At 54.5% G+C, this 25,463-nt stretch carries 23 protein-coding genes and 1 tRNA gene; 17 read left to right on the forward strand and 7 right to left on the reverse strand.

Features of this window, described 5'->3' with window-relative positions:
- Window positions 1-16 precede the first annotated feature (16 nt).
- The 3 genes from fruK to H7K52_RS01435 all read right to left on the reverse strand — a co-directional run bounded on the left by fruK (window position 17) and on the right by H7K52_RS01435 (window position 2,609).
- The gene (gene fruK, locus H7K52_RS01425; protein ID WP_003854138.1) at window positions 17-955 is read right to left on the reverse strand and encodes a 1-phosphofructokinase; all 939 of its coding nucleotides are present in this window, start codon (window positions 953-955) and stop codon (window positions 17-19) included.
- Window positions 952-2,082: a fused PTS fructose transporter subunit IIA/HPr protein gene (gene fruB / locus H7K52_RS01430; protein WP_105098969.1), complete on the reverse strand. Its 1,131-nt coding sequence runs from the start codon at window positions 2,080-2,082 to the stop codon at window positions 952-954. The genes fruK and fruB overlap by 4 nt, the downstream gene beginning before the upstream one ends.
- Window positions 2,083-2,354: 272 nt before the next feature.
- A complete protein-coding gene (locus tag H7K52_RS01435; RefSeq protein ID WP_003854141.1) occupies window positions 2,355-2,609 on the reverse strand; it encodes a YkgJ family cysteine cluster protein in 255 nt (84 codons plus the stop codon).
- A 163-nt stretch (window positions 2,610-2,772) separates the two neighbouring features.
- Here H7K52_RS01435 and yeiP point away from each other — a divergent pair, with 163 nt between their 5' ends.
- The 9 genes from yeiP to yejF all read left to right on the forward strand — a co-directional run bounded on the left by yeiP (window position 2,773) and on the right by yejF (window position 13,587).
- Window positions 2,773-3,345 carry an elongation factor P-like protein YeiP gene (yeiP, locus tag H7K52_RS01440; RefSeq protein WP_003854146.1) on the forward strand — a complete coding sequence of 191 codons (573 nt, stop codon included), beginning with the start codon at window positions 2,773-2,775 and terminating at the stop codon, window positions 3,343-3,345.
- Between the two features lie 73 nt (window positions 3,346-3,418).
- A complete protein-coding gene (locus tag H7K52_RS01445; protein WP_182629558.1) occupies window positions 3,419-4,387 on the forward strand; it encodes a CobW family GTP-binding protein in 969 nt (322 codons plus the stop codon).
- 42 nt (window positions 4,388-4,429) lie between these two features.
- Window positions 4,430-5,137 (forward strand): phosphatase PAP2 family protein, encoded by a 708-nt coding sequence (locus tag H7K52_RS01450; RefSeq protein ID WP_008926115.1) that lies wholly within the window; start codon window positions 4,430-4,432, stop codon window positions 5,135-5,137.
- Window positions 5,138-5,649: 512 nt separating this feature from the next.
- A complete protein-coding gene (gene mepS, locus H7K52_RS01455; RefSeq protein WP_071591717.1) occupies window positions 5,650-6,225 on the forward strand; it encodes a bifunctional murein DD-endopeptidase/murein LD-carboxypeptidase in 576 nt (191 codons plus the stop codon).
- A 216-nt stretch (window positions 6,226-6,441) separates the two neighbouring features.
- Entirely contained in the window at window positions 6,442-8,004 is a 1,563-nt protein-coding gene (locus tag H7K52_RS01460) for a cyclic di-GMP phosphodiesterase (RefSeq protein ID WP_033763094.1), read from the forward strand.
- Window positions 8,005-8,048: 44 nt separating this feature from the next.
- Window positions 8,049-9,857, forward strand: coding sequence for an extracellular solute-binding protein (locus tag H7K52_RS01465; RefSeq protein WP_182629559.1), 1,809 nt, complete (start codon window positions 8,049-8,051; stop codon window positions 9,855-9,857).
- Between the two features lie 11 nt (window positions 9,858-9,868).
- Window positions 9,869-10,963 carry a microcin C ABC transporter permease YejB gene (locus H7K52_RS01470; RefSeq protein ID WP_003854153.1) on the forward strand — a complete coding sequence of 365 codons (1,095 nt, stop codon included), beginning with the start codon at window positions 9,869-9,871 and terminating at the stop codon, window positions 10,961-10,963.
- Entirely contained in the window at window positions 10,960-11,982 is a 1,023-nt protein-coding gene (locus tag H7K52_RS01475) for an ABC transporter permease (protein ID WP_008926119.1), read from the forward strand. The genes H7K52_RS01470 and H7K52_RS01475 overlap by 4 nt, the downstream gene beginning before the upstream one ends.
- Window positions 11,983-13,587 carry a microcin C ABC transporter ATP-binding protein YejF gene (gene yejF, locus H7K52_RS01480; RefSeq protein ID WP_039659754.1) on the forward strand — a complete coding sequence of 535 codons (1,605 nt, stop codon included), beginning with the start codon at window positions 11,983-11,985 and terminating at the stop codon, window positions 13,585-13,587. It begins immediately after the preceding gene.
- On the opposite strand, the gene H7K52_RS01485 is transcribed toward yejF, so the two are convergent.
- The 3 genes from H7K52_RS01485 to rsuA form a co-directional block, all read right to left on the reverse strand.
- Window positions 13,574-13,894, reverse strand: coding sequence for a YejG family protein (locus H7K52_RS01485; RefSeq protein ID WP_003854157.1), 321 nt, complete (start codon window positions 13,892-13,894; stop codon window positions 13,574-13,576). The two genes, yejF and H7K52_RS01485, sit on opposite strands and share 14 nt — an antisense overlap.
- A 287-nt stretch (window positions 13,895-14,181) precedes the next feature.
- On the reverse strand, window positions 14,182-15,378 hold the full coding sequence (locus tag H7K52_RS01490; RefSeq protein WP_182629560.1) for a Bcr/CflA family multidrug efflux MFS transporter: 1,197 nt from the start codon (window positions 15,376-15,378) through the stop codon (window positions 14,182-14,184).
- A 49-nt stretch (window positions 15,379-15,427) separates the two neighbouring features.
- On the reverse strand, window positions 15,428-16,147 hold the full coding sequence (gene rsuA / locus H7K52_RS01495; RefSeq protein ID WP_105098965.1) for a 16S rRNA pseudouridine(516) synthase RsuA: 720 nt from the start codon (window positions 16,145-16,147) through the stop codon (window positions 15,428-15,430).
- A 155-nt stretch (window positions 16,148-16,302) separates the two neighbouring features.
- Here rsuA and radD point away from each other — a divergent pair, with 155 nt between their 5' ends.
- Window positions 16,303-18,057, forward strand: a complete 1,755-nt coding sequence (radD, locus tag H7K52_RS01500) for a DNA repair helicase RadD (protein ID WP_182629561.1) — start codon at window positions 16,303-16,305, stop codon at window positions 18,055-18,057.
- Between the two features lie 176 nt (window positions 18,058-18,233).
- Window positions 18,234-18,518 (forward strand): 50S ribosomal protein L25, encoded by a 285-nt coding sequence (gene rplY, locus H7K52_RS01505; RefSeq protein ID WP_003854168.1) that lies wholly within the window; start codon window positions 18,234-18,236, stop codon window positions 18,516-18,518.
- Between the two features lie 120 nt (window positions 18,519-18,638).
- On the opposite strand, the gene yejK is transcribed toward rplY, so the two are convergent.
- Complete coding sequence (gene yejK / locus H7K52_RS01510; RefSeq protein ID WP_033743236.1) at window positions 18,639-19,643, reverse strand: nucleoid-associated protein YejK; 1,005 nt, start codon at window positions 19,641-19,643, stop codon at window positions 18,639-18,641.
- Window positions 19,644-19,801: 158 nt separating this feature from the next.
- On the opposite strand from yejK, the gene H7K52_RS01515 reads away from it, so the two are divergent.
- From H7K52_RS01515 to H7K52_RS01540, 6 genes are all read left to right on the forward strand, one after another.
- On the forward strand, window positions 19,802-20,029 hold the full coding sequence (locus tag H7K52_RS01515) for a YejL family protein (RefSeq protein ID WP_010248348.1): 228 nt from the start codon (window positions 19,802-19,804) through the stop codon (window positions 20,027-20,029).
- A gap of 22 nt (window positions 20,030-20,051) precedes the next feature.
- Window positions 20,052-21,806: an LPS biosynthesis-modulating metalloenzyme YejM gene (gene yejM, locus H7K52_RS01520; protein ID WP_182629562.1), complete on the forward strand. Its 1,755-nt coding sequence runs from the start codon at window positions 20,052-20,054 to the stop codon at window positions 21,804-21,806.
- Window positions 21,807-21,879: 73 nt separating this feature from the next.
- Window positions 21,880-21,956: transfer RNA gene (locus H7K52_RS01525), tRNA-Pro, on the forward strand.
- Between the two features lie 449 nt (window positions 21,957-22,405).
- A complete protein-coding gene (locus H7K52_RS01530; RefSeq protein WP_003854174.1) occupies window positions 22,406-22,609 on the forward strand; it encodes a hypothetical protein in 204 nt (67 codons plus the stop codon).
- Window positions 22,610-22,677: 68 nt separating this feature from the next.
- A complete protein-coding gene (locus H7K52_RS01535; protein WP_182629563.1) occupies window positions 22,678-23,394 on the forward strand; it encodes a 4'-phosphopantetheinyl transferase family protein in 717 nt (238 codons plus the stop codon).
- Window positions 23,395-23,649: 255 nt separating this feature from the next.
- Window positions 23,650-25,314 (forward strand): carboxylesterase family protein, encoded by a 1,665-nt coding sequence (locus H7K52_RS01540; protein ID WP_182629564.1) that lies wholly within the window; start codon window positions 23,650-23,652, stop codon window positions 25,312-25,314.
- Window positions 25,315-25,463: the final 149 nt, after the last annotated feature.

The following is a 25,463-nucleotide window of genomic DNA, read 5'->3' on the forward strand; positions in this document are numbered from 1 at the left end:
TATCGCTCTCCTGCTGTCAGTTAACGGGTTGTAAGTCGACACGCGCCATCATTGCGGCCAACTGCGTACGATCGGAAACGCCAACGTTGCTCTGGCTGACGGCCATCGCCGCCACGGCAGTCGCAAGACGCAGCGTGTGTTCGCTGGATTCACGCATCAGCAGGCCATAAATCAGGCCGCCCACCATCGAATCACCGGCACCCACGGTGCTGACGACTTCACACACCGGCGGTTTAGCAATCCATTCGCCTGACGCGTTGACCCACAGTGCGCCTTCCGCGCCCAATGAAATCACCACATGGGCGATGCCCTGCTCGCGCAGTTCGTGCGCAGCGCCAATCACATCCTGCAGACCAGGCAGTTTGCGACCGGCCCAGATCTCCAGCTCACGGCGGTTAGGTTTCACCAGCCATGGTGCGGCTTTCAGTCCTGCCACCAGCGCCTCGCGGCTGCTGTCAAAAATGATGCAGGGGCAGTGAGTACGCAGTTCGGTCATCCAGCGGGTAAAGGCATCGTGATCAACGCCTTCTGGCAGGCTGCCGCTGACGCAGACCATGTCGAACTGGCCCAGCCAGGTCAGAGAATCAGCCGTAAAACGATCCCAGTCCTGACCCGTGACCTGGAAACCGGAGAAGTTCAGATCGGTAACGTCGCCGGTCTGTTCAGTGAGTTTAACGTTAATACGGGTACGGCCCGGCACCACCTGGAAACGGTTGGCAATGCCCAGCTCGCTGAACAGCTGCTGGAAGCCGTCCTGATTCTCTTTACCCAGGAATCCACCCACGGTGACATCGATACCCAGGTCTTTCAGGACTTTAGCAACGTTGATGCCCTTGCCCGCCGCGTGCAGCCCGGTGGTTTTCACCAGGTTGACTTCGCCGCGTTCAATTTCAGGGGTATATCCCACCAGGTCATACGCCGGATTCAGCGTGATGGTGGCGACGCGTCTGCTCATGCTGCCCCCTCGCCCAGACCGCTGTTGATCGCCTCTTCAATGGCGGTCAGCGCCTGCTGTGCATCGTCACCGCTGGCGGTGAAGCGCAGGCGATGGCCTTTCTTCACGCCCAGCGCAACCACTTTCATCAGGCTACGGCCGTTAGCAGGTTTACCGCTGCCGTCGAGATTGGTCACCGTGATGTCGCTGTTGAACTGCTTGATTACGCTAACCAGCGCGGTGCCTGGACGGGCATGGAGACCATGCTCGTTGCGAATAGTGAATTCTGCGGTCAGCACCTCAGCCTGCTCATCAACTTCGCTGGTCAGCAGTGCGTAAACGCCAGCTGCATCCGCTTTAAGCAGGCGATCTGCTTTGTTCTGCTGCAGTAATGCGCTGAGGTAACCCAGCACTTCCAGTGGACGTTCATCGGTCGCTGAAACGCTGATTAACATCGCCGCGGATTCGCCCTGATGGTCGAATGCATGTTCAGCGCGGCTGATGGCAACACCGCTGCGCAGGTTGCCGAGGCTGCTGTCGCTGAGCCAGATGCCCTGACCCAGATTCAGCGGAGCCGTCGAGACCACGTCTGCGACGTAGCTCGCATCCACCACACCCGCGGACTGCAGCCGGCCAGCATTCATTGCCTGCAGAGTGATCAGATCGCTGGCAGCGACGTTGAGCGTAATTAATGAGGTGTCAAAGCTGAACTCGGCGGCCTGTTTTTCGCCCATCAGCAACGCACGGAGATCTTCAGCAGAGGCGGTTTTGAGCTGTTCAGCAATGGTGTCATCGCTCAGAACATGGGTCAGCTGACGCAGCAGCGCCAGATGCTCATCCGACTTAGCGGCAATCCCGATGGCGACATAAGCAGTCTGATCGTCACCCCAGGCAATGCCCTGCGGGAACTGAAACACCTGAACACCGGTTTTCAGGACCATGTCTCGGGTATCGGTGGTGCCATGGGGAATTGCGATGCCGTTGCCGAGGAACGTTGAGGTTTGCTGTTCGCGGGCCAGCATGCCATTGACGTAGCCTTCCGTCACATTACCCGCAGCGGTTAACGCGGCAGCAACCTGACGAATGGCCTCTTCTTTATTCTGGGCGCTGGCTCCGGTATGGATGGCCTGCAATTCGAGCTGGAACATAATTCTCCTCGCTTGCTGAGATTGAATCGTTTCAGCCAGTGGGGATTTTTTTACGCCATGCTGTTGAAAACAGGTGGCGCAGTCACCGCTGAAACGTTTCAGGGATTGTGGTACAGCAATTTTCCGGAGGCAAGAGAATGCGCAAACGGCGTAACAGATTTTTGACGTTACGCACATTTCAGGGGGATTATGGGGAATAAAAAGTGAACAGGCTGACGCGGTTGCTGTAATGCAGAGATCTGTGGACCGAAAATGTCAGCAGCGTCAGCGCTTCAGGGGGCAGTATCGGCTTCGAGCTGAAGTAAGTATGTCATCGCCTCCTGGCGTGAGTTGCCACACATGCTGTATGCAGGCTGCAGGCCTGCGCAGACGGCAGGACGCAATGGCGAACCAAACAGTTTGCAGCGCAGTAAGTCATCGAGCTGAACGCAGGGCGTGTTCGCGGGCTTGCCGTCAGGCATGCCAGGAATGGGTGAAGAGATCGAGGGCGCTGTACAACAGGCACCGCACTGGCTACGGCATTGCATGCTGTGCTCCGGCAGAGAAAGTCGCGGCGACAATAGCAGTCCGGGGCAGAAATTGCCATGAAAGCCGCGGCCTGACATAAAATTTCGCCACCACCATATTGCCAGTTTTCACCGGCACGCGTAACGTTGCGCGCACTTCACTCTCAAGATAGCGAGAACAGCAATGCCAAAAGCCAATGAAATCAAAAAAGGGATGGCCGTCACGCACAACGGTAAACTGCTGCTGGTTAAAGACATTGATGTCCAGAGCCCAAGCGCACGCGGTGCTGCCACCCTGTATAAAATGCGCTTTACCGATGTCCGCACCGGTTTAAAAGTTGAAGAGCGGTTCAAAGGCGACGAGATTATTGATGCGATTTCGCTCAGCCGTCGCAGCGTCACCTTCTCTTATATAGATGGTGATGAATATATTTTCATGGATGACGAGGATTACACCCCTTACTCCTTTAAGCAGGAGCAGATCGAAGAAGAGCTGCTGTTTATCCCTGAAGGCGGCATCCCTGGCATTCACGTGCTGACGATGGAGGGTCAGGTACTGGCGCTGGAACTGCCACAAACTGTGGATATGGAGATCGTGGATACTTCACCAGGCATTAAAGGGGCTTCCGCCAGCGCCCGAACCAAACCAGCCGGAATGAGCACAGGCCTCTCTATTCAGGTTCCGGAATATTTGAGCAACGGTGACCGCATCCGCATCCATATCGCTGAACGCCGTTACATGGGCCGCGCTGACTAACCGCCAGCCTGCTGCTGATCGCGATAGTGTTATAGTATTACACTATTGCGTTATTTTCTGGCGGAGGCGTCCCATGACACGCGTTAATCTGATTACCGGTTTTTTGGGCAGCGGCAAAACCACGCTGCTCTGCCATCTGCTGGCAGCGCGGCTCGCAGGAGAAAAGTGGGCGGTGCTGGTCAATGAATTTGGCGAGATTGGGATCGACGGTGCCCTGCTGGCCGATCGCGGTGCCACGCTGAAGGAGATTCCCGGCGGCTGCCTGTGCTGCGTTAACGGTCTGCCGATGCAGGTTGGGCTGAATATGCTGCTGAAGAGCAAGCCCGACCGACTGCTGATTGAGCCAACGGGTCTGGGCCATCCGCGTCAGGTGTTGCAGATGTTAAGTGCGCCGGTGTATCAGGCGTGGCTGCAACTGAACGCCACTCTGACGCTGCTGGATGCTCGTCAACTGGCTGAGCCGCGTATTGTTGCCAATGAAAACTTTCGCGATCAACTCGCTGCCGCCGACATTATTATTGCTAATAAGCGCGACTGCTGGAGCGAAGAGGACCGTCAGCGCCTGGCTGACTGGCAGCAGCAGATGCAGCCTGCTCGTCCTCTGATACAGACCGAATTCGGTCAAATCCCCCTTTCCCTGCTTGATGCCCCTTATCTGCCGCGCGACCTCCCTGCGCCGCATCATCATCATTCGTCGCCCCCGACCAGCGGTCTGGCGGCATTACGACTGGATGGCGAGGCGCGATGGCGTCGGGCGCTGAACCACGGCCAGGGCTATAGCGCCTGCGGCTGGCTGTTTGATGCTGACACGCTGTTTAGCCGCGATGCGCTGCTGGAGTGGGTCCGGCTGGCAGCGGTCGATCGCATTAAAGGGGTAATGCGCACGCCAGAAGGCACAATGCGTATTAACTGCCAGGCAAAAGAGTTGCAAAGTGAGACATTCACCTCACTGCCGCCCGATAGCCGTATTGAGATCATCCATTCTCAGCAGGTCGACTGGAATCAGCTACAATCGGCATTGTTGAAGTGCCGTTTACGCTAAGACAGGTATTGTCGGCGGTTATTTTTTTAATGAGTTTTAATTATGCGCGTAACCCGCCTTATTACTATCCTGCTGCTCAATGCACTGGGCATAGTGCTGTTTCTTTCCTGGTATTTGCCGCCTGAACACGGTTTCTGGTTTGGCATCGATAAATCTGTTTTCTTTGGCTTCAATAATCAGATGGGCACTCATCCGCTCTTCGCGCTGATCGTCGCTATCACCAATTTTCGTGGTTTTGATGCGGTATCCCTGCTGGCGATGGGTCTGCTTTATCTGTCGATCTGGCGGCAGGAAACGCCAGAGGCCAGGCGTCGGATGCTGGCCATTGGTATCACCATGTTGTTAACCGCCGTGGTGCTTAATCAGCTGGGCCATTTATTGCCCGTGAAACACTCGAGTCCGACGCGATTCTTTGATCACGTTTATCGCGTCAGTGAATTAACCGGTATTCCCGCTAAAGATGCCTCAAAAGACAGTTTCCCTGGGGACCACGGTATGATGCTGATCATCTTCGCCTGCTTTATCTGGCGTTATTTTGGTTTCAGCCGTTTTATCGTTGCCGCCGCTATTGTGGTGATATTTTCACTGCCGCGCGTCATGGCGGGCGCGCACTGGTTTACCGATATTGCCGTCGGTTCACTGTCGGTCGTTTTAGTCGGACTGAGCTGGTGGCTATTAACACCAGCGAGTGACGTATTGGTTAACTGGTTTTATCGCAAATTACCGGGTAAATATAAGCCCGTGACGTAAATGTTAAGCGCGGTCGGTTTACCCGCCAGGTTCATAACCGCCCGCGCTTATAAAAAACAGCTCCTCACTATTAGGCTGCTAATTAAATTCACGAAAAGAAAAGGTTATGACCCGGCTTACGCGTTAACGGGTCTTCACACCAGGCTGTCAATTAAGAAAACACTGAAACAGCAGGCTATGCCCCGAATTGACCTCCCTTTCATCCCCTGTTCTCACCATTATTTCCCCACAATTGTCTCTAAAATAGTCAGTGTGTTACGGTTTGATTCTCATCAAAAAAACCTATATGAAATTGATTAAAAGCACTCGCCACGGCGTCTGTAATCAGTTAACCTCAGTCGCAGTGAGACTACAGCGGCAGAAAATTCAGATTTTTTACCGTTAAAGTGTGTCCATTAACACATTTTAGTAATTAAGGATTTGTCTTAGCCTGTTTCGCTTATTAATCTCCCTGTTTTGTCATCTGGCTGGCGACAATTTTGTCGTAAGGAAATCGAAGGAAAACCCGAATAATGGTCAAGTCTCAACCAATACTGAGATATATAATGCGGATCGTGCCCGCATTGGCGCTAGCCACACTCCTCTCAGCTTGTAGCAGTACCCATAGCAGTCAAAACGCGAATAACGAGAATCATGAAGTTAACAACCACAATGGTTTTTTACTTCAGGCGTCTCAGGATGAGTTTGAAGAAATGGTGCGTAACGTCGATGTTAAGTCGCGCATCATGGAACAATACGCCGTCTGGAAAGGTGTGCGCTATCGCCTCGGTGGCGATACCAAACGCGGGATCGATTGTTCCGCCTTTGTACAACGCACCTTCCGCGATCAGTTTGGCTTAGAATTACCTCGTTCTACCTCTGAGCAACAAGACACAGGCAAAGAGATCACCCGCAGTAAATTACGCCCTGGCGATCTGGTGATGTTCCGTGCCGGTTCAACGGGCCGCCACGTGGGCATTTACCTGGGTAACGATAACTTTGTTCATGCATCTACCAGCAGTGGCGTGATGATCTCCAGTCTCAATGATGACTACTGGAAAAAGCGTTACCGTGAAGGGCGTCGTGTATTAAGTCGTAACCCGACCTGATTATCACCTTCGATTTTCTCTCGCCAGAGAATAAGAAACGCTGCCTGTGCAGCGTTTTTTTTCGTGCCTGAAGATGGCAGGCAGATTTTTATCAGATAAAAGCATTGTATTTCAGATAAATAACGAGACATTTCAGACTCTCTCGTTATATTCTCGGTCGCTTAAACCGAAGCAGTCGTGCGCAATAACATAATAATAATTTATCAGGAGCACCTCATGCCATTGTCGGGGGCACTACGGCGCCGTGACACTACTCCTCGCCGTATCGCATGCAGTAGCGCGATGGCTGGCGGCTTATTCTTTCTTTTGTTCGCCGTACTCTCTTTTCACCAGACCTGGCAGAAGCGCGAACGGCAGCATCAGCAACTGCTGGAGAACAGTCGCACGGCATTGCAGCAAACGCTCTCCACGTTGATTAACAGCACTCTCACTCCCCTGCTTCCGTTTACCCACACTGCCTGCCATAACATAGATCGTGAACTGACCTCACGCGCCGCCTTTGCCGGAAACCTTCGCGCCATTCTGCTGGTTGATAACGGTACAGCCTTTTGCTCGTCAGCGACCGGCAGTTTTAGTCTGCCACTTAATGTGATTGCGCCGCACAGTGACATTTCTCGCGATACCGACCTGCAACTGATGCCAGGCACGCCGTTGCAGCCGAATAAACCGGTGCTGGCCTTGTGGATCAAAAATCCAGGCAGCCTGCAGTCAGGCGTTTTCGCGACGCTCAATATCACTCTCGCGCCATATCAGCTGCTGGCGTCCCGGCGACCGGAAATCACCGGCATGGCACTCATGGCACAGCGCAGCGCCTTAACCAGCTGGCAGTCCGGCCTCATTGAGAATAAAAACCTGCCGACGCCCCTGCACCAGCAGGCGCTGACAGGGTATCCGCTCCAGTTTGTCGTGTACGGCTCTACTCTGGCAGTCAGCGACTATCAAACTATCCTGCTAAGTGGCCTGTTGCTGTCGCTGCTGTTTGCAGGGGGATGGTGGCTACTGTTGTCGGTGTATCAGCGTCCCGGCAGAGAGCTGATTCGGGCCATGAAACGCGGCGAGTTTCACGTTGAGTATCAGCCGCTGGTGACGTCTCATGATGGCCAGCCTTATGGTATGGAAGCATTATTACGCTGGACTCACCCGACGAAAGGCCCGGTTCCGCCCGATGTCTTTATTCATTTTGCAGAATCACAGAATCTGATTATTCCGCTGACGCGGCATCTGTTTCAGCTGGTTTCCCGTGATGCACATCTGCTGTGTCATACCATTCCCCGTCATGCCAGCCTGAGTCTCAACATTTCGCCCCTGCATCTGGCTGACAGTGGTTTCCGTCAGGATGTGCTGCACTGGCTTGATACCATGCCTGCGGGACACTTTAACTATGTGTTTGAGATTACTGAGCGAGCCATGGTGCGGGATGAAAACGTCGGAGAACTGTTTGACTGGCTGCATCAGCAGCAGATTCATATTGCTATTGATGATTTTGGTACCGGGCATAGCGCGTTAATCTATCTGGAACGTTATGACTTTGATTACCTCAAAATCGATCGCGGTTTTGTTCAGAGCATCGGTACAGACACCCTGACCTCACCGGTTCTGGATTCCGTGTTGCAACTGGCGAAGAAACTCAACTTAAAGAGTGTGGCCGAAGGCGTTGAGACCGGTGAGCAGGCCACCTGGTTAATTAATCGTGGTGTAACGCATTTGCAGGGTTATATCTTTAGCCGTCCGTTACGGCCAGAAACGCTGATAGACTATTTCCGTCGTCATAAGGCCTGACATGACCTGGCCTGAAACGCCCCGGACATCTGACTGGAGGAATCATGCTGTTTCGCTTTGGACTCATACTGCTGTGTGGCCTGCTCAGCGCCCAGCTGCTGGCTGCCTCTGTCCAGCAAAGCTATGCATTCACCCAGGCTGGTGAAGCAAAATATCCGCCCGGTTTCAGCCATTACGACTATGCCAACCCCAGCGCGCCCAAAGGGGGCAGCATCACCCTGGCGGTGATCTGTACCTATGACAACTTCAATCGCTATGCCTCACGCGGCAATCCAGGCATTAACACCGGCTCGCTTTATGACGGGCTTTACACCAGTTCAGACGATGAACCCGGCAGCTATTATCCGCTGATTGCCGAGTCGGCGCGCTATGCCAGCGATTTTTCGTGGATCGAGATCCAGATGAATCCCCACGCCCGCTTCCAGGATGGCACACCGATCACCGCCCGCGACGTGGCGTTCACCTTTGAAAAATTCATGACTGAGGGCGTGCCCCAGTTCCGCGTCGCCTACCGTGGCGTTAGCGTAAAAGCGCTGAACGACCTCAAAGTGCGTATAGAAGCACAGAAGCCGGATAAAGACCTGCTGCTTGGATTACTGACGCTGCCGGTGATCGCCGAGTCATTCTGGCACGATAAAAAGTTTAATGAACCGTTAAGCGCACCGCCGTTGTCGAGCGGACCCTATCGCATTATCCGCTGGAAGCTGGGCCAGTTTATTGAGTTCAGCCGGGTAAAAGATTACTGGGCCGCCGATCTGCCGGTAAACCGCGGACGTTTTAATTTTGATCGCATGCGCTATGACTACTATCTGGATGACAATGTGGCGTTTGAGGCCTTTAAGGCTGGCGCTTTCGACTGGCGTGAAGAGACTTCGGCGAAGAAATGGGCCACCCAGTATCGCGGCCGCCATTTCGACGATGGCAGCATCGTCAAAGAGACTATGCCCAATGACGCTGCTATTGATACCCGCTGGCTGGCATTTAACAATGAAAAACCGCTGTTTCAGGATCGACGCGTGCGTCAGGCTATCTCACTGATGTTCGATTTCGAGTGGATGAACAAAGCGCTTTACTACGGAGCCTGGCATCGCGCCAGCAGCTATTTCCAGAACACGGAGTATGCTGCCAGTGGTGTGCCGGATGCACAGCAACGGGCGCTGCTTGAACCCTGGCGCGCACAACTGCCGCCAGAGCTGTTCAGCCAGCCCTATCAGCCACAAAAAACGGATGGCAGCGGCTATGACCGCGCCAGTCTGTTAACCGCATTTGACCTGTTAAAACAGGCGGGCTGGCAGATTAAAAATCGCCGCCTGGTCAATGATAAAACCGGTCAGCCGTTCACCGCAGAGTTGCTGTTACGCAGCGGTTCTGACATCGACTGGGCACTCCCGCTGCAGCACAATCTTTCGCGGCTTGGCATTACGCTGAATCTGCGGCAGATCGACAGCTCGCAGTATCTGCGGCGCAAACGGGAAGGTGACTACGATATGATTGCCACCGCCTATTCAGCGATGCCCATCCCGACGTCCAGCCTGCAGATCCTCTGGCACTCCGACTACATCAATTCGTCGTGGAACAGTGCGCGGGTTAAAGATCCGATAGTGGATCACTTTGTGAAACAGATTGTGGCGCATCAGGACGATCCTGCTGAACTTCGTCCGCTGGCACAGGCGCTGGATCGGGTGCTGCTGTGGAATGCCTATATGATCCCAATGTGGTACAACGCTGAACAGCGGCTGGCATACTGGGATAAGTTTTCTCACCCTGCACGCAAGCCCGCCTACAGTACAGGGCTGGAAAACTGGTGGTACGACACAAACAAAGCCGGACGCCTGCCGGCCAGTAAACGCTAAGGAGATCACCGTTGGCCGCTTACTTTCTGCGCAGACTGCTGCTGATTATCCCGACCTTGTGGGCGATCATCACGCTTAATTTTTTTATCGTGCAAATCGCGCCCGGCGGCCCGGTCGATCAGGCGCTGGCAAATATTGAGTTTGGTCAGACAACCGGCCTGCCCGGCAGCGGGGCGGAGAGCGCCAGTTCACGCGCCAGCTTCAGTCACATTAATCCTGGCGATAATCAGTATCGTGGCGCACGCGGGCTGGATCCTGAAGTGATTGCTGAGATTAAAAAGCGTTACGGCTTCGATAAACCTCTCTGGCAGCGCTACGGCGAGATGCTGTGGAATTACCTGCGTCTGGATTTTGGCGACAGCCTGTTTCGCAGCGCCTCGGTGATCGGGCTGATCAAAGAGAGCCTGCCAGTCTCGATCAGCCTGGGACTCTGGAGCACCCTGATTATTTATCTGGTGTCGATTCCACTGGGGATCCGCAAAGCGGTGCGCAATGGCAGCGCCTTTGATGTCTGGAGCAGCGCCTTTATTATCATCGGCTACTCTATTCCGGCCTTTCTGTTCGGCATCATGCTGATTGTGCTGTTTGCCGGTGGCAGCTATCTCGACTGGTTTCCGCTGCGTGGGCTCACCTCTGCGCAGCACGATACACTGCCTTGGTATGGCAAAGTGCTGGACTACTTCTGGCATATCGCTCTGCCGGTGCTGGCGACAGTGATCGGCGGCTTCGCCACGCTGACCATGCTGACCAAAAACGCCTTTCTGGACGAGATCCGCAAACTCTATGTGGTGACCGCGCGCGCCAAAGGGGTGCCAGAGCGACGCATTCTCTATCATCATGTGTTTCGCAATGCGATGCTGCTGGTGATCGCCAGCTTTCCGGCCACGTTTATCAGCATGTTCTTTACCAGTTCGGTACTCATCGAAGTGATGTTTTCGCTCAACGGGCTTGGGCTGCTCGGCTATGACGCGACATTGCAACGCGACTACCCGGTGATGTTTGGCACGCTCTATATTTTCACGCTGATCGGTCTGCTGATGAATATCCTCAGCGATCTGACTTATACGCTGGTCGATCCCCGCATCGACTTCGGGAGCCGCTCATGACGCTCTCACCGCTGAATCAGCAGCGCTGGCAGCGCTTTCGTCACAACCGACGCGGCTACTGGTCGCTCTGGATCTTTCTGATCATTTTTCTGCTGTCGCTGGGTGCTGAACTGATCGCGAATGACAAGCCGTTGCTGGTGCATTACCAGCAGCGCTGGACGGTGCCGCTGCTGTTTGACTACAGCGAAACCGACTATGGCGGTGTACTGGCGACAGCGGCGGATTATCAGGATCCCTGGCTGCGGCAGCGCATCAGGCAGAATGGCTGGGCGCTGTGGGCACCGATTCGTTTCAGCGACGGAACCATTAATTTTGCTACTCAGGTGCCCTTCCCTTCTCCGCCTTCTGCGCAGAACTGGCTCGGCACGGACGCCAACGGCGGCGACGTACTGGCTCGGCTGCTCTATGGCACACGTATCTCTCTGCTGTTCGGTCTGCTGCTGACGCTTCTCTCCAGCGTCATCGGGATTGTGGTCGGCGCGGTGCAGGGCTATTTCGGCGGCAGAATTGACCTGATTGGGCAGCGGATGATTGAAGTCTGGTCTGGCATGCCCGCGCTGTTTCTGCTGATTCTTCTCTCCAGCGTGATTCAGCCTGGCTTCTGGTGGCTGTTGCTGGTCACCGTGGCGTTTGGCTGGATGAGTCTGGTAAGTGTTGTCAGGGCAGAGTTTCTCCGTACCCGAAATTTTGATTACATTCGTGCCGCGCAGGCGCTGGGCGTCAGCGATGGCCGGATTATGTTGCGCCATATGCTGCCTAACGCGATGGTAGCCACACTGACCTTTCTGCCGTTTATTTTGTGCGGATCGATTACCACGCTGACCTCACTCGACTTTCTGGGCTTCGGCCTGCCGCTGGGTTCGCCCTCGCTGGGCGAGTTACTGCTGCAGGGCAAAAACAACCTGCAGGCTCCCTGGTTGGGTCTGGCAGGCTTTTTCACGCTGGCGATCCTGCTTTCGCTGCTGATTTTTATCGGCGAAGCGGTGCGCGACGCCTTTGATCCGGGCAAAGGAGCCTGAATGACGACGCCATTGCTTGCTATCAATCATCTTTCAGTCGCCTTTCGTCAGGGCAAGCAGCTTCGACAGGTCGTGAATGACGTGTCGCTGCGCATTGACGCAGGTGAAACGCTGGCGCTGGTGGGTGAGTCTGGTTCCGGCAAGAGCGTCACCGCGCTGTCGGTAATGCGACTGCTGCATGAGGCTTCAGTGATTTATCCCAGCGGCGAGATTCTGTTTAACGGTGAAGATCTGCTGCGCGCCCGCGAGCAGCGTCTGCGGGGTATTCGCGGCAACCAGATCGCGATGATTTTTCAGGAGCCCATGGTGTCACTGAATCCGCTGCACACCGTGGAGAAGCAGCTGTATGAAGTGCTGTCACTGCATCGCGGGATGCGTCGTCCGGCCGCACGCGGTGAGATTCTCAGCGTGCTCGATCGGGTCGGTATCCGGCAGCCCGCCACCCGGCTCAATGATTTTCCCCACCAGCTTTCCGGCGGTGAACGCCAGCGGGTGATGATTGCCATGGCGCTGCTGACCGAGCCGCAGCTGCTGATTGCCGATGAGCCGACCACGGCACTGGATGTGACGGTTCAGGCCCAGATCCTGACGCTGCTGCGCGAACTGCAACGTGAGCTGAACATGGGCATGCTGTTCATCACGCATAACCTGAATATTGTGCGTCAGCTGGCAGATAATGTCAGCGTGATGCGCAACGGTCACATCGTGGAGCAGAATCGCTGCCAGACCCTGATGAACCAGCCGCAGCATCCTTACAGCCAGCAGTTGCTGGCTGCGGAACCGGAGGGAAAAGCCGTTCCGCTGCCCGCAGCGTCGCCCATTCTTCTTCGTGTCGGGCAGCTTCAGGTGAGCTTTACACAGCGGCGCGGGCTGTTCCGTCGCCAGAACAGTGAAAAGCGGGTGCTTTCCGGATTGAGTTTTAGCCTGCGGCGTGGCGAAAGTCTGGGCCTGGTGGGTGAGTCCGGCTCGGGTAAAAGCACCACCGGGCTGGCACTGCTGCGGCTGATTGCCTCACGCGGCGAGATCTGGTTTGACGGTCAGCCGCTGCATCAACTGTCGCGTCAGCAACTGTTGCCGCTGCGTCAGCGTATTCAGGTGGTGTTTCAGGACCCTAACTCCTCACTCAATCCGCGCATGACGGTGCAGCAGATTATTGCTGAGGGTCTGGCGGTACATCAGCCTGAACTCGACAGTGTGCAGCAGACGCAGCGGGTTATCGCCGTCATGGAGGAAGTGGGGCTTGAAGCGGAAAGTCGCCATCGTTATCCGGCCGAATTTTCTGGCGGTCAGCGACAGCGTATTGCTATTGCGCGGGCATTGATTCTGGAGCCGGAGTTGCTGGTGCTGGATGAACCGACTTCATCGCTGGATCGCACGGTGCAGAAGCAAATTCTGACGCTGTTACGCCGTTTGCAGCAGCAGCGGCAGCTCAGTTATCTGTTTATCAGTCACGACCTGGATGTGGTTCGCGCGCTGTGCCACCAGCTTATCGTGCTGTGCCAGGGAGAGGTCGTGGAACAGGGCGAGTGTGAAAGGCTGTTTGCTTCACCCGTGGCAGATTATACCCGCGAGCTACTGCAGTCGGCGCAGCTTAACCTCCAATAAAGGTTTCTGCTATCGCCACGCCCTGATTTTTCAAACAGCAGTTAGTGGCACTTTCGTCACGACGCTGAATGAACAGGCAGGGCTGCCCTTCGCACTCAGCAACTTTGCAATCAACCTGAATATCCGCCAGAACCTCTTTTAACTGCTGCAGAATCTCCCACGCCGGAATGCCGTCATGGCTGATCAATCGCAGCGCCACGAAATCCTGCTCATCCAGCGTTGCATCATCAGAATCAATGGCGCTGTGGTGATCGCTGGCCCAGCGAAAATGCTGTGGCAGACGATGCACAATTGAAAGTTGCAGCATAGTTTACTTTCCCCGGATGAGTTTATGTCGCAACACCGACCTGCCCGCAGCCAGCGGGTCATTCACCGCAGAGTCCGGACAGGGAGGCCCATCCGTGCGGATTGCAGAAGCGCATTTTTGCGACTTACATCGCACTTCAGCCTATATGTACCGCGTTCACTCACCGTTAACAATCATTTTAGACGCATTGTGATTACTTTTTTAACTAAAAATTTTCACAATAAAGAAACAAAACCGTCGGGATATGCATCACTGCGGGCAATCGGGGAAGAAACCACTGCGCCCGGTTAACGGGTCGCAGTGCGGGGACGTGAAGCGTAGAAGAAGAGCAGCAGAGAAATTGTCGCGCACAGGGCAATTGTGCCGACCATCGGCCAGGCGCTGTTGAAACTCACCAGCGACAGCAGTGCACCGACAAAAGCACCCACGCCAAAACGCAGCGTGCCCGCCAGAGAGGATGCCGTTCCGGCCATATGCGGAAACTCATCCAGGATCACCGCCATCGCATTCGATGAGACCATCGACACGCAGCCGATAAACATCGCGATTCCCATCACCAGCGGCAAAAAGCCGAGGCTGAAGGCGCTGACAACCAGCAACCAGATGCCCATGCAGAACTGTATCAGCAGCCCCAGCCGGAACATCGCCACCGGGCCAAAGCGGCGCACGGCACGGCTGTTAATCAGCGTCAGGACAAACAGAAACACCACGTTGAGACCAAAGTAGTAGCCAAAGTTTTGCGGTGAGACGTGATTCAGCTCAATGTAAACAAAGGGGCCGGCATTGAGAAAAGTAAAGAGCCCGGCAAAGGATAAGCCGCTCGACAGCATGTAACTGAACGCCCGTTTGTGGCGAAACAGCGTCACGAAATTGCCGAGCGTGGTGCGCAGATGAAAACGCTGTCGCTGCTCCGGCTTCAGGGTTTCGCGGATTTGTGTGGTTACCAGCACGGTGGTCACTAATGCCGCTCCCGCGAGCGCCCAGAAAATTGCGTGCCAGCTCCAGAGCACCAGCAGCCAGCCACCGATGATCGGCGCCAGCAGCGGCGCGATGGTGGTAATCAGCATCACAAAGGACATCATGCGCGAGAAGTCCTCTTTCGAGTAACTGTCACGCATCAGCGCGTTGATCACCACACTGGCTGCGGCGGCAGAAAGTCCGTGCAGGAAGCGCATCAGAATCAGCTGGTCGATGGTTTGTGACAGTGCACAGGCCGCAGCGGCGCAGGCAAAGATCAGCGTGCCGAGTGCAATTACCGGCTTACGCCCATAGCTGTCTGCCAGGGGCCCATAGATAAGCTGGCCAATCGCGAAGCCAAGGATGTAGAGGTTAAGCGACATCTGCACGCTACCGGCTGACACCCCGAACTCACGCGCAATCTGCGGCATGGCAGGCAGATACATGTCAATCGACAACGGCATCAGCATGGCTAACAGACCGAGGATGACGACCAGTCCTGTTGGCGAGTTCTTTTCCTTACGCACACCTTCTCCTGCACAAATGAGTCTGGGTCGGGCCGCCTGGCCCGCCCGGTTATTTTGTCTGCAGCTCTTTCGGCAGACCAATACTGGCGATCTCGTCTTCTGTCAGCGCACGGTATTCGCCCGGTTCCAGATCCTCGTCCAGCACGATGTCACCGATGCGTTCACGATGCAGCTCAATGACCCGATTGCCGACGGCTGCAAACATCCGTTTCACCTGGTGGTAACGACCTTCGCTCAGTGTCAGCCGCACATCTGTGGGGGTAATCACCTCCAGCTGTGCCGGTTTCGTCAGGCTCTTCTCATTGTGCAGCTGCACGCCCGCTGTAAACTGTGCGGCCGTATCGTCACTGACTGGCGATTCCAGTGTCACCCGATAGGTTTTCTCGCAGTGATGACGTGGCGAGGTAATGCGGTGTGACCACTGGCCATCATCTGTCAGCAGAACCAGTCCGGTGGTGTCGATATCCAGACGCCCTGCCGCATGCAGTTTGAATGACATCGGCTCTTCGATGAAATAGATGATGGTGGGATGATCGGGATCGTCGGTTGAGCAGACATAACCCTGCGGTTTGTTCAGCATAAAGTAGCGGGGACCGGTCTGCATCTGCAGTACGTTGCCGTCATAGACGACTTCATGGTCGGGCAGCAGTTTGAACGCGGTATCGCGGACAACTTCCCCGTTAACGGTGACACGCTGGCCACGGATCTCGCGATGAGCGATGGCGCGGCTGATTTCCAGTTGCTGAGAGATGAATTTGTCGAGTCGCATGAATTCGTTTTGCCTGTTACTGCGGAGGGAATCTGAAACGGCCTGGTTAACCGTTGAAAATGTGCGGGAAGTATAACGTGATCCGCGCCAGCCTGACAGCGCGTTTACCGCACTTTCATGGCATAATTGCCGCCAGTTAGACAAAAGTGAGCAACATGTCTTTTACCTTACGCCCCTATCAACAGGATGCGGTGAATGCCACCGTGGCGCATTTCCGTCGCCATCAGGAACCTGCCGTCATTGTGCTGCCAACCGGTGCCGGCAAGAGTCTGGTGATTGCCGAGCTGGCCCGGCTGGCCCGTGGCCGGGTGCTGGTGCTGGCGCACGTCAAAGAGCTGGTGGCGCAGAACCACAGTAAATATCAGGCCTACGGGCTGGAGGCGGATATCTTTGCTGCCGGACTTCAGCGCAAAGAGAGTCAGCGCAAAGTGGTGTTTGGCAGCGTGCAGTCAGTGGCGCGTAACCTCGACCAGTTCGACAGCGCCTTCTCGCTGGTGATTGTCGATGAGTGTCACCGCATTGGCGATGATAAAGAGAGTCAGTATCAGCAGATCTTTAATCATCTGCGTCAGCACAATCCGCAACTGCGTTTACTGGGACTGACCGCTACACCGTTCCGTCTGGGTAAAGGCTGGATTTATCAGTTCCACTATCACGGCATGGTGCGTGGCGATGAAAAATCGCTGTTTCGCGACTGTATCTATGAACTGCCCCTGCGCTACATGATCAAGCATCAGTTTCTGGTGCCGCCGGAACGACTGGATATGCCGGTGGTGCAGTATGACTTCAGCCGACTGACGGCACAGTCCAACGGCCTGTTCAGCGAAGCCGATCTGAATCGTGAACTGAAGCAGCAGCAGCGCGTGACGCCCCATATCATCCGCCAGATCGTGGAGTTCGCTGAAGATCGGCTGGGCGTGATGATTTTCGCCTCAACGGTGGAGCATGCGCGTGAAATCCTGCGGCTGCTGCCAGAAAACAGCGCGCTGGTCTCGGCCGAAACGCCAGCCAGAGAGCGCGATGCCCTGATTCTGGCGTTTAAGGCGCAGCAGCTGAAATTCCTGGTGAATGTGGCGGTGCTGACCACCGGGTTTGATGCGCCGCACGTTGACCTGATCGCAATCCTGCGTCCGACCGAGTCGGTCAGCCTCTATCAGCAGATCGTCGGACGCGGCCTGCGGCTCTCACCGGGTAAAACCGACTGCCTGATTCTCGATTACGCGGGTAATCCGCACGATCTCTTTACGCCCGAAGTTGGCGCCCCCAAAGGGGCCAGCGACAATCAGCCGGTTCAGGTTTTCTGTCCCGCCTGCGGTTTCGCCAACACCTTCTGGGGCAAGGCGACCGAAGATGGCATGGTGATCGAGCATTTTGGCCGGCGCTGTCAGGGCGTACTGGAAGATGACGAAGGTGAGCGCGAACAGTGTGATTTCCGCTTCCGGTTTAAAAGTTGTCCCGACTGCGGCGCAGAGAATGATATTGCCGCCCGACGTTGTCACCAGTGCGACAAAATTCTGGTCGATCCGGACGATATGCTGAAAGCGGCGCTGAAACTGAAAGACGCACTGGTGCTTCGCTGTGGTGGCATGACGCTGGAACAGGGCCATGACGCCAAAGGGGAATGGCTGAAGGCGACCTATTTTGATGAGGAAGGCACCAGCGTCAGCGAACGCTTTCGTCTGCAGACGCTGGCCCAGCGTAAGGCGTTTGAACAGCTCTTTATGCGTCCGCATCAGCGCGCCCCCGGCGTGCCGCTGGGCTGGCAGACCGCCGCTGATGTCCTGGCACTCCAGCCGCTGCTGCGTCATCCCGATTTTGTCGTCGCACGGGCCAAAGGCCAGTTCTGGCAGATCCGCGAGAAAATGTTCGATTATCATGGCCGCTATCGCCGCGCCAATGAGCTGCGTTAACAGGTGATGCCAGCGAGGGCTGACCGGATGCTGAACCCGGCGAGCGGGTATATCGTTTGCTACCACCCGGCATAACGGCTATACTGCCGCCCGCTTTTGCATGTGCATCAGCGGTATTGAATAACCTGCCTGTTACTGGGTCGCCTGTAGCAGGATTTAAATAAAGAGATATATTAATGCTCACTATCAATGCAGTAGAACGTAAAGAGCAGGGTAAGGGTGCGAGCCGCCGCCTGCGTACAGCAAACCGTTTCCCGGCCATCATCTACGGTGGTTCTGAAGCGGCTGTTGCCATCGATCTGGATCACGACTCAGTAATGAACCTGCAATCTAAGCCAGGTTTCTACGACGAAGTTCTGACCCTGTCAGTTGACGGCAAAGAAACTAAAGTGAAAGTTCAGGCTGTTCAGCGTCACCCGTTCAAGCCAAAACTGTTCCACATCGACTTCGTTCGCGCTTAATCGCGAATTACGTTGAAATGTAAAAGGGCCGGTTGAGAAACCGGCCCTTTTATTTTGTCCCTGATACACAGAGATAATCGACGTGTCAGAGAACAGAAGCCGGGCTAAGCCCGGCTTTTTTTATTTGCTGCTGGTACGGCGCTGAAGCTGGTCCCGCAGATTGGGTGGTGTGCCCTTAATCGTCAGGGTGTCCGTGGCCGGATCCCAGAAAATGCGCTCGCCCAGTAACATCGCATCAAAATTCAGGGTCAGTCCCCCGCCGCTGCCGGCAAACTTCGTCAGCTGACGCAGCGTACTGCGATCCGCCGGGAAGCTCTCTTCCAGCTCGTAGCCCTGCTCCTGGGTAAAGGCCTGGAAGGTTTTCTCGCCCAGTGGTGGCAGCTCGCTCGACAGATCTTCCAGTGCAATTTCCTCGCCCGCCTGCAACTGTTCGTTGCAGTAGCTGTAAACCTGCTGGCGATAGTTCTGCCGTTCCTGCTTATCCAGTTCGGATTCGTTGCAGTAATCATCAACGGCCTGCAACAGACCGCGGTTCTGCGCCTTCGTGTCTAATCCCACTTCGGCACCCAGGAAGTCCATGAAGAAGTCAGCCACTTTACGTCCGACGCGGCCGCGCAGGAAGGTCAGGTAACGGGTCGATTCCGGGTTGGTTTCCCATTCGGTTAAATCAATTCGCGCCACGATGTCCGCATGATTGATGTCGAGATAGTGGGTGCTGCTGATATCCATCTGCTCATTGACGCGCATACTGGACTGGCTGTTCAGCACCGCAATCAGCAGATATTCCACCGCCAGATAGCGATAGTGAATAAACAGCACCACGCCGCCTTCAGCGAACGGATATTTGGCCAGCTCGTCGCGCAGACGACCTGTTGCAGCGCGGCTAAAAGCGAGAAAATCATCGTTGCCCTTACGACAATTACGCAGCGCTTCTGCCAGTTCACTTTCTGCATTGAACAGGCCATAGGCTTTGCTTTTTGCGCTGTAAACCCGGTGTAACTCCTCCACCATCGCGTTAACCGTGTTGGTGGCAGGCAGCAGTGAATCGCGCAGCGCCAGTTCAAGCTGGTTTTCATCGCGTTTGATTAACTGATGCAGGGCAATCTGGTCGATATCCAGACTCATGGTAGACTCTCCTTTTAGCACAGGCGCGTATTCAAACACCGCCAGCATCGGCTTTCAACTCTATGCGTGAAGCGAACGTACTGCTTTCGATAAAATTGCGGTAAAAAGTGCGCTATTCCGGTAATATATCGCCTTTTGAAATGAGCTTAGACGACGATATGGCACAATCATCCCGTTACAGTGACGAACGCGTGGAACAACTCCTCGCGGAAATGGCCCAAATCCTGCACAAGGACAAGGCCCCCACCGATCTCTCCCTGATGGTTCTGGGAAATATGGTGACCAACTTAATTAACAGCGATGTCGCTCCGGCGCAACGTCGTTCACTGGCACGTTCTTTCGCCGATGCCCTTCAGGCATCAGTGCGTGACGATAACGCCCATTAATTGGCTGATTTGATTTCATAATATGGTAACCAACCGGCAGCGCTACCGCGAAAAAGTCTCCCAGATGATCAGTTGGGGGCACTGGTTTGCTCTGTTTAACATCTTATTCGCGCTGATTTTAGGCAGTCGCTACCTGTTGGTCGCCGACTGGCCTTCTTCGCTGGCGGGGCGCATCTACGCCTATACCAGCTGGGTTGGCCACTTTAGTTTTGTCGTTTTCGCTGCCTATCTGCTGATTATCTTCCCGCTGACCTTTGTGGTGATGTCGCAACGGCTGATGCGGGTGTTATCCGCGGTGGTCGCCACTGCCGGACTAACGCTGATAATGGTCGACAGTGCAGTGTTCAGCCGTTTCCACCTGCACCTTAATCCTGTGGTGTGGGAGCTGGTCATTAACCCTGACCAGAGCGAGATGGCGCGCGACTGGCAGCTGATGTTTATCAGCGTGCCGCTGATATTCCTGGTCGAGATGCTGTTTGCGACCTGGAGCTGGCAGAAGCTGCGCAGCCTGAATCGCCGCTCGTTTGGTAAACCTGTCGCCGCTCTGTTTATCAGCGCTTTCTTTGCCAGCCACCTGATGTATATCTGGGCCGATGCCAACTTCTATCGCCCGATTACCATGCAGCGCGCCAATCTGCCGCTCTCCTATCCGATGACGGCCCGTCGCTTCCTTGAACGTCACGGTCTGCTGGATGCGCAGGAGTATCAGCGCCGGTTGATTCAGCAGGGCGATCCGGAAGCGGTGGCGGTAGAGTATCCGCTGAGCGATATCACCTTCCGCGATGCTGGCACCCGTAACAACCTGCTGGTGCTGACTGTTGATGGTCTGAACAATGCTACGCTTGCCAAAGCCCTGCCGCAGCTTAATCAGTTCGCCAGCGAAAACGTGCGTTTTACCCAGCACTACAGCGCCGGTGATACGCCTGAGAAAGGGTTGTTTGGCCTGTTCTATGGCATCTCCTCCAGTTACATGAACGGTATTCTGGCATCACGAACACCGTCGGCACTGCTGGGGGCGCTGAGTACTCAGGGTTATCAGTTTGGCCTTTTCTCCTCGGAAGGCTTTAATCCGCCGCTCTACCGTCAGGCGCTGCTGACCGACTATTCACTGCCTGCAACAACCAGCCAGCCCAACGCCAGCACCGTGGCGCAATGGCAGAACTGGCTGGAGAAACAGAAAGCTTCGCAGGCGCCGTGGTTCTCATGGATTGCTCTGAACGGGCCTGATGTCACTGGCGACAACAGCAAAGCGCGTCAGCGTAGTTATCTCCGTCAGGCACCTGCCGTTGATGAACAGATTAGCGCCGTGCTAAGCAGTCTGCAGGCGCGTGATTTGCTGAAGAACACCGTCGTAATGATTACGGCGCAGCGTGGTCTGGCACTGGATGGCGATCCTGACAGCGCCGGAAACCGTCAGACGCTGCAGGTGCCACTGGTGATTCACTGGCCTGATACACCGGCGCAAACTGTTGATCGGCTCTCTGATCATCAGGATGTAATGGCAACGCTGATGCAGCGACTGCTGCATGTGCGGACCAATCCGGTGAACTATTCACAGGGTGAAGATTTGTTTGCTGCACGTCGCCGTCATGACTGGGTGGCGAGCAGTGAAGAGAATAAGCTGGTGATTACCACGCCGCAGGTGACGCTGGTGCTCAACAACAACGGCAGCTATCGCGCTTATGATGCACAGGGCAACGCGCTGAAAGATCACAAGCCAGAGCTGGCGCTGCTGTTGCAGGTCCTGACCGAGGAGAAGCGGTTTATCGCTAACTGATTAATTATCAGGCAAATAGTCGGCAGGTATCTTGCATTCATGACGATAACCAGTAGACTAATCCTCCAGTGTTCGGCACGTAGCGCAGCCTGGTAGCGCACGGTCATGGGGTGTCCGGGGTCGGAGGTTCAAATCCTCTCGTGCCGACCAAATTCCCTGAAAAGCAGCCCAAAAGGCTGCTTTTTTCGTTTCTGTCATCAAAACATAACTTTCATCACATCTCCTGCAAAGCGTTCTATACTTAATAGCGTGTGGGTAACAAGAGGAGAGTTCATGACATTAATCGAAAAAGATGATCCATCCGAAGCACCCGAGTCCGGCGATAAGCAACCTTCCCCGCCAGACCAGAAGTAACCCACAGGGCCGCGTATGACGCGGCCTTTCTGTTTCTGTTATCTCTGCCCACTCTCCGGCTTAACATTCAGAATTGTCCGCTGAAGCAGTTAACATTTCTCTTACAATCAGCAGGTTAACGCGGGCGCCCGAAACTGATCTGCCTCACAAAATCGGCCATCAGTCGCGTCTTTTCATCAAACTGAAACAAAAATGTCACAGAAATTGCCTACTCTAAACTCCCCAGAAATTGACGGATAATTTTTATGGCGATCAAAGCGAAAAGCCTGAAAGATGCGGAGGCTTTACTGCATTCAGGCATTAGCAAAGTGGAACTGGCGTATGACATTGGTAGCGACGACTTCTTTCGTCTGGCGAGCCACTGGTGCGACCGGGGTGCACGCATCAGCAGGGGTCACCACCATTTTGTTGTTTCTCTGAAGAGTTTTGCCATTCCTCCCAACGACTGATTACGGCGGGCTGCTTGCCCTGATGCATCGTGCCTGATTTAATGCCTTTTTGGCTTAAATGGTTTCGCATGCGCTATCCCGACCTGCCGCTGCCGCCTGTTCCAGGCGGCTTTATTCTTTCCAGCCACCTGAACCACAGCGATTATTTGCTGGCGGTGAGTCGCTTTGACCCGCAAAAGTATCATGACGTGCTGGCTGTCGAATGGGGTATTCCCTTACCCGCCCGACTGCAGCAGGCTGTCACTAAACGGCGTGCTGAATACCTCGCCAGCCGTTTACTGGTCCGGTCGGTAATGAAAGAGCTGGGCATTGCCGATTTCATCCTGACCAACGCACCCGATCGCTCCCCCTGCTGGCCCGCTGGCGTTCAGGCGTCGCTGTCGCACAGTGCCGGTGTGGTCGTGGTAGCGGCAACCCGGCAACGCTGTGCGGTTGGCGTCGATGTTGAGCAGTTGATGTCAGAGACGACGGCGCAGGAAACGGCAGAGTTGTTGATGAATGCGCAGGAACAGCATCTGTTGCAGACGCTGCCCGTCTCCTTCAGTACTGCGGCGACGCTGCTCTTCTCCCTCAAAGAGAGCCTTTATAAAGCGCTGTGGCCACAACTGCTTCAGCCGATGGATTTTCTGGATGCTGCACTGGTGTCGGTAGATTTCGCACAGCAGCGCGCGACGCTGCAACTGGCTCAGGACTTCGGTGGCTGTTTTGCGATGGGGACGTTACTGGAGGCGGAGTTTATGTGGCGCGATAATCAGGTGATCACGCTGATTATGCATCGGATTTAAAAAAGCGTTTAAACAGAACGCCAGTGTGATTTTTCCTGTCCTGTCACCTTGTAATTTGCAACCACCACTAAAGCAGAATTCACAATAAGCAGAGGCACAACAGGGTCGATGCGTTCCGCCAGCCACAGGCATATTTCACCACTAAAAAAGAGTAACACGCGATAATGGCTGGATTTGTGCTGTTTTGTGAGCCAGACATGAGTGGGTATTGCGACACTTCAGGTATAAGAAATATTTCCCTGAAACAAGGTACGCATGAAAAATTCTCTGTTCAGATTGTCCCCGACTTTTTTACTCTTTTTGCTTGCCTCATCAGCCACTGCACAAACGATCTCCCCTGAAATTACGACGCAGTCAGGCAAAGTCAAAGGCGCAGAGCATCAAAACACGCTGTCCTGGACCGGTATTCCTTATGCAAAAGCACCGGTCGGGGAACTGCGCTGGAAAAAACCGGTTTCCCCTGACGCATGGCAAACCGTTTTCGATGCGACCCGGCCCGCGACAGACTGTATCCAGGTTTCTCCTGACGGACCCAAAGGTGATGAGGATTGCCTGAATCTCAATATCTATCGCCCGACAGAGAGCAGCACACCGCTTCCGGTGCTGGTCTATATTCATGGCGGCAATAATCAGCTGGGCAGTTCCACTGAGTTCGCGCCGGCGTTTATCGCTGAAAAATACAATGCCGTGATTGTCACCGTAAACTACCGTCTTGGCGCACTCGGCTTTAATCCATTGAAAGCGCTGAACGATGGTAACCCGCTGGATGACTCCGGTAATTACAGCTTACTCGACATCAAACAATCGCTGGCGTGGATCAAAGACAATATTGCGGCTTTTGGTGGTGACAGAAATAATATTACCGTTTCCGGATTTTCAGCGGGTGGCAGAGACGTGATGGCGATGCTTATATCGCCCCTTTTTAAAAATACTTTCAACAAAGCCATCGTTTTCAGTGGTGGCATGACCACCTCTGACAACCATGAAGCGGAAAGCATCTTCGCGCAAAGAATAGCGCCTCTGGTCGTTAAACAGGGCATTAAACCGGATGCCGGCGCAGCGAAAAGCTGGCTCCTGTCGGGCTCACCAGAGGTTCGTCATTTTCTCTATCAGCTTCCGGCAGCAGATCTGGCAATGCTTTTTGGCGATGCGGGAATTCGCATGAATCAATTCCCGCATCTCTACCGCGATGGTGTGGTGATCCCGAAGGATGGATTTGAGACCAAAAATTATAATGCCGTCCCCGCCATCATGGCCACAGGACAACAGGAGTTTTCTTTCTTCGCCCGTAACGACCCACTGTTTGCAACACAGGTGAAAGACGGTTCGCTTAAAAATGATACCGCGCTGCTGAATAAATACACCTTTGCAAATTATTATGGCGGGCTGCTATATAGCCTGTTTAATGTTAACCAGTCTGCTGAGCGCATGTATAAAAATTATAACGCGCCGCTGTATGGGATGGAGTTCCGTTATGGCACGGATGCGTTTGTCACAGGTGATAAACTATCGGCCATCGGTTCTTTCCACGGCGTGTTTATGCCTTTTTGGGATAAAAATAAGTATGCTGAATTTACGCAGGATGCGCTGAAGCTAAAAGGCTCTCAGGCATTAGGTGAATCTTTTAATTCCTACATTAAAAACTTCCTGGCAACAGGGTCACCCAACGATCAGACCCTTCCGGAATGGAAGAAATGGACACCGGAAAATGCCGCAGCGGGGGAATCGCTGCTGGTGATGGATGCTAACAAGCAGAAAGCCATTATCTACATGAGCAATAAGACTTATAGCTATAACGATATTCTCACCCGCATTGAACAGGACAACGCCCTGTCAGCGGCAGACAAAAAGAGTGTTATCAAAAACGTGCTGAACAATCGCTGGTTCAGCGCACCGCTTGATCAACATTTCGCCCACTAATCCGCGGCCTCCTGCGCTGGCAGGAGGCAAACTTTAACGGATCGACTTCACTGCAGATGACCTGCCGTACAGGGCTGTTATCTGTGATGTACTGCGTATGAGGCACACCTGCCAACGGATTGTTCAGTCAGCACGGCTGCCTGCTGCTG

The organism is Pantoea hericii (assembly GCF_014155795.1).
In the GTDB taxonomy this organism is placed as follows: Bacteria; Pseudomonadota; Gammaproteobacteria; order Enterobacterales; family Enterobacteriaceae; genus Pantoea; species Pantoea eucalypti.

What these genes read in the sequence shown, in the direction of transcription:
- mepS (WP_071591717.1), top strand. Translation starts at nt 5,650, where the DNA reads ATGGTCAAGTCTCAACCAATACTGAGATATATAATGCGGATCGTGCCC.
- yejK (WP_033743236.1), bottom strand. Translation starts at nt 19,643, where the DNA reads ATGAGTCTGGATATCGACCAGATTGCCCTGCATCAGTTAATCAAACGC.
- yejM (WP_182629562.1), top strand. Translation starts at nt 20,052, where the DNA reads ATGGTAACCAACCGGCAGCGCTACCGCGAAAAAGTCTCCCAGATGATC.
- fruB (WP_105098969.1), bottom strand. Translation starts at nt 2,082, where the DNA reads ATGTTCCAGCTCGAATTGCAGGCCATCCATACCGGAGCCAGCGCCCAG.
- H7K52_RS01485 (WP_003854157.1), bottom strand. Translation starts at nt 13,894, where the DNA reads ATGCTGCAACTTTCAATTGTGCATCGTCTGCCACAGCATTTTCGCTGG.
- H7K52_RS01435 (WP_003854141.1), bottom strand. Translation starts at nt 2,609, where the DNA reads ATGCAATGCCGTAGCCAGTGCGGTGCCTGTTGTACAGCGCCCTCGATC.
- H7K52_RS01515 (WP_010248348.1), top strand. Translation starts at nt 19,802, where the DNA reads ATGGCACAATCATCCCGTTACAGTGACGAACGCGTGGAACAACTCCTC.
- rplY (WP_003854168.1), top strand. Translation starts at nt 18,234, where the DNA reads ATGCTCACTATCAATGCAGTAGAACGTAAAGAGCAGGGTAAGGGTGCG.
- H7K52_RS01450 (WP_008926115.1), top strand. Translation starts at nt 4,430, where the DNA reads ATGCGCGTAACCCGCCTTATTACTATCCTGCTGCTCAATGCACTGGGC.
- fruK (WP_003854138.1), bottom strand. Translation starts at nt 955, where the DNA reads ATGAGCAGACGCGTCGCCACCATCACGCTGAATCCGGCGTATGACCTG.
- H7K52_RS01530 (WP_003854174.1), top strand. Translation starts at nt 22,406, where the DNA reads ATGGCGATCAAAGCGAAAAGCCTGAAAGATGCGGAGGCTTTACTGCAT.
- H7K52_RS01445 (WP_182629558.1), top strand. Translation starts at nt 3,419, where the DNA reads ATGACACGCGTTAATCTGATTACCGGTTTTTTGGGCAGCGGCAAAACC.
- H7K52_RS01460 (WP_033763094.1), top strand. Translation starts at nt 6,442, where the DNA reads ATGCCATTGTCGGGGGCACTACGGCGCCGTGACACTACTCCTCGCCGT.
- yeiP (WP_003854146.1), top strand. Translation starts at nt 2,773, where the DNA reads ATGCCAAAAGCCAATGAAATCAAAAAAGGGATGGCCGTCACGCACAAC.
- radD (WP_182629561.1), top strand. Translation starts at nt 16,303, where the DNA reads ATGTCTTTTACCTTACGCCCCTATCAACAGGATGCGGTGAATGCCACC.
- H7K52_RS01465 (WP_182629559.1), top strand. Translation starts at nt 8,049, where the DNA reads ATGCTGTTTCGCTTTGGACTCATACTGCTGTGTGGCCTGCTCAGCGCC.
- H7K52_RS01535 (WP_182629563.1), top strand. Translation starts at nt 22,678, where the DNA reads ATGCGCTATCCCGACCTGCCGCTGCCGCCTGTTCCAGGCGGCTTTATT.
- H7K52_RS01475 (WP_008926119.1), top strand. Translation starts at nt 10,960, where the DNA reads ATGACGCTCTCACCGCTGAATCAGCAGCGCTGGCAGCGCTTTCGTCAC.
- H7K52_RS01540 (WP_182629564.1), top strand. Translation starts at nt 23,650, where the DNA reads ATGAAAAATTCTCTGTTCAGATTGTCCCCGACTTTTTTACTCTTTTTG.
- yejF (WP_039659754.1), top strand. Translation starts at nt 11,983, where the DNA reads ATGACGACGCCATTGCTTGCTATCAATCATCTTTCAGTCGCCTTTCGT.
- rsuA (WP_105098965.1), bottom strand. Translation starts at nt 16,147, where the DNA reads ATGCGACTCGACAAATTCATCTCTCAGCAACTGGAAATCAGCCGCGCC.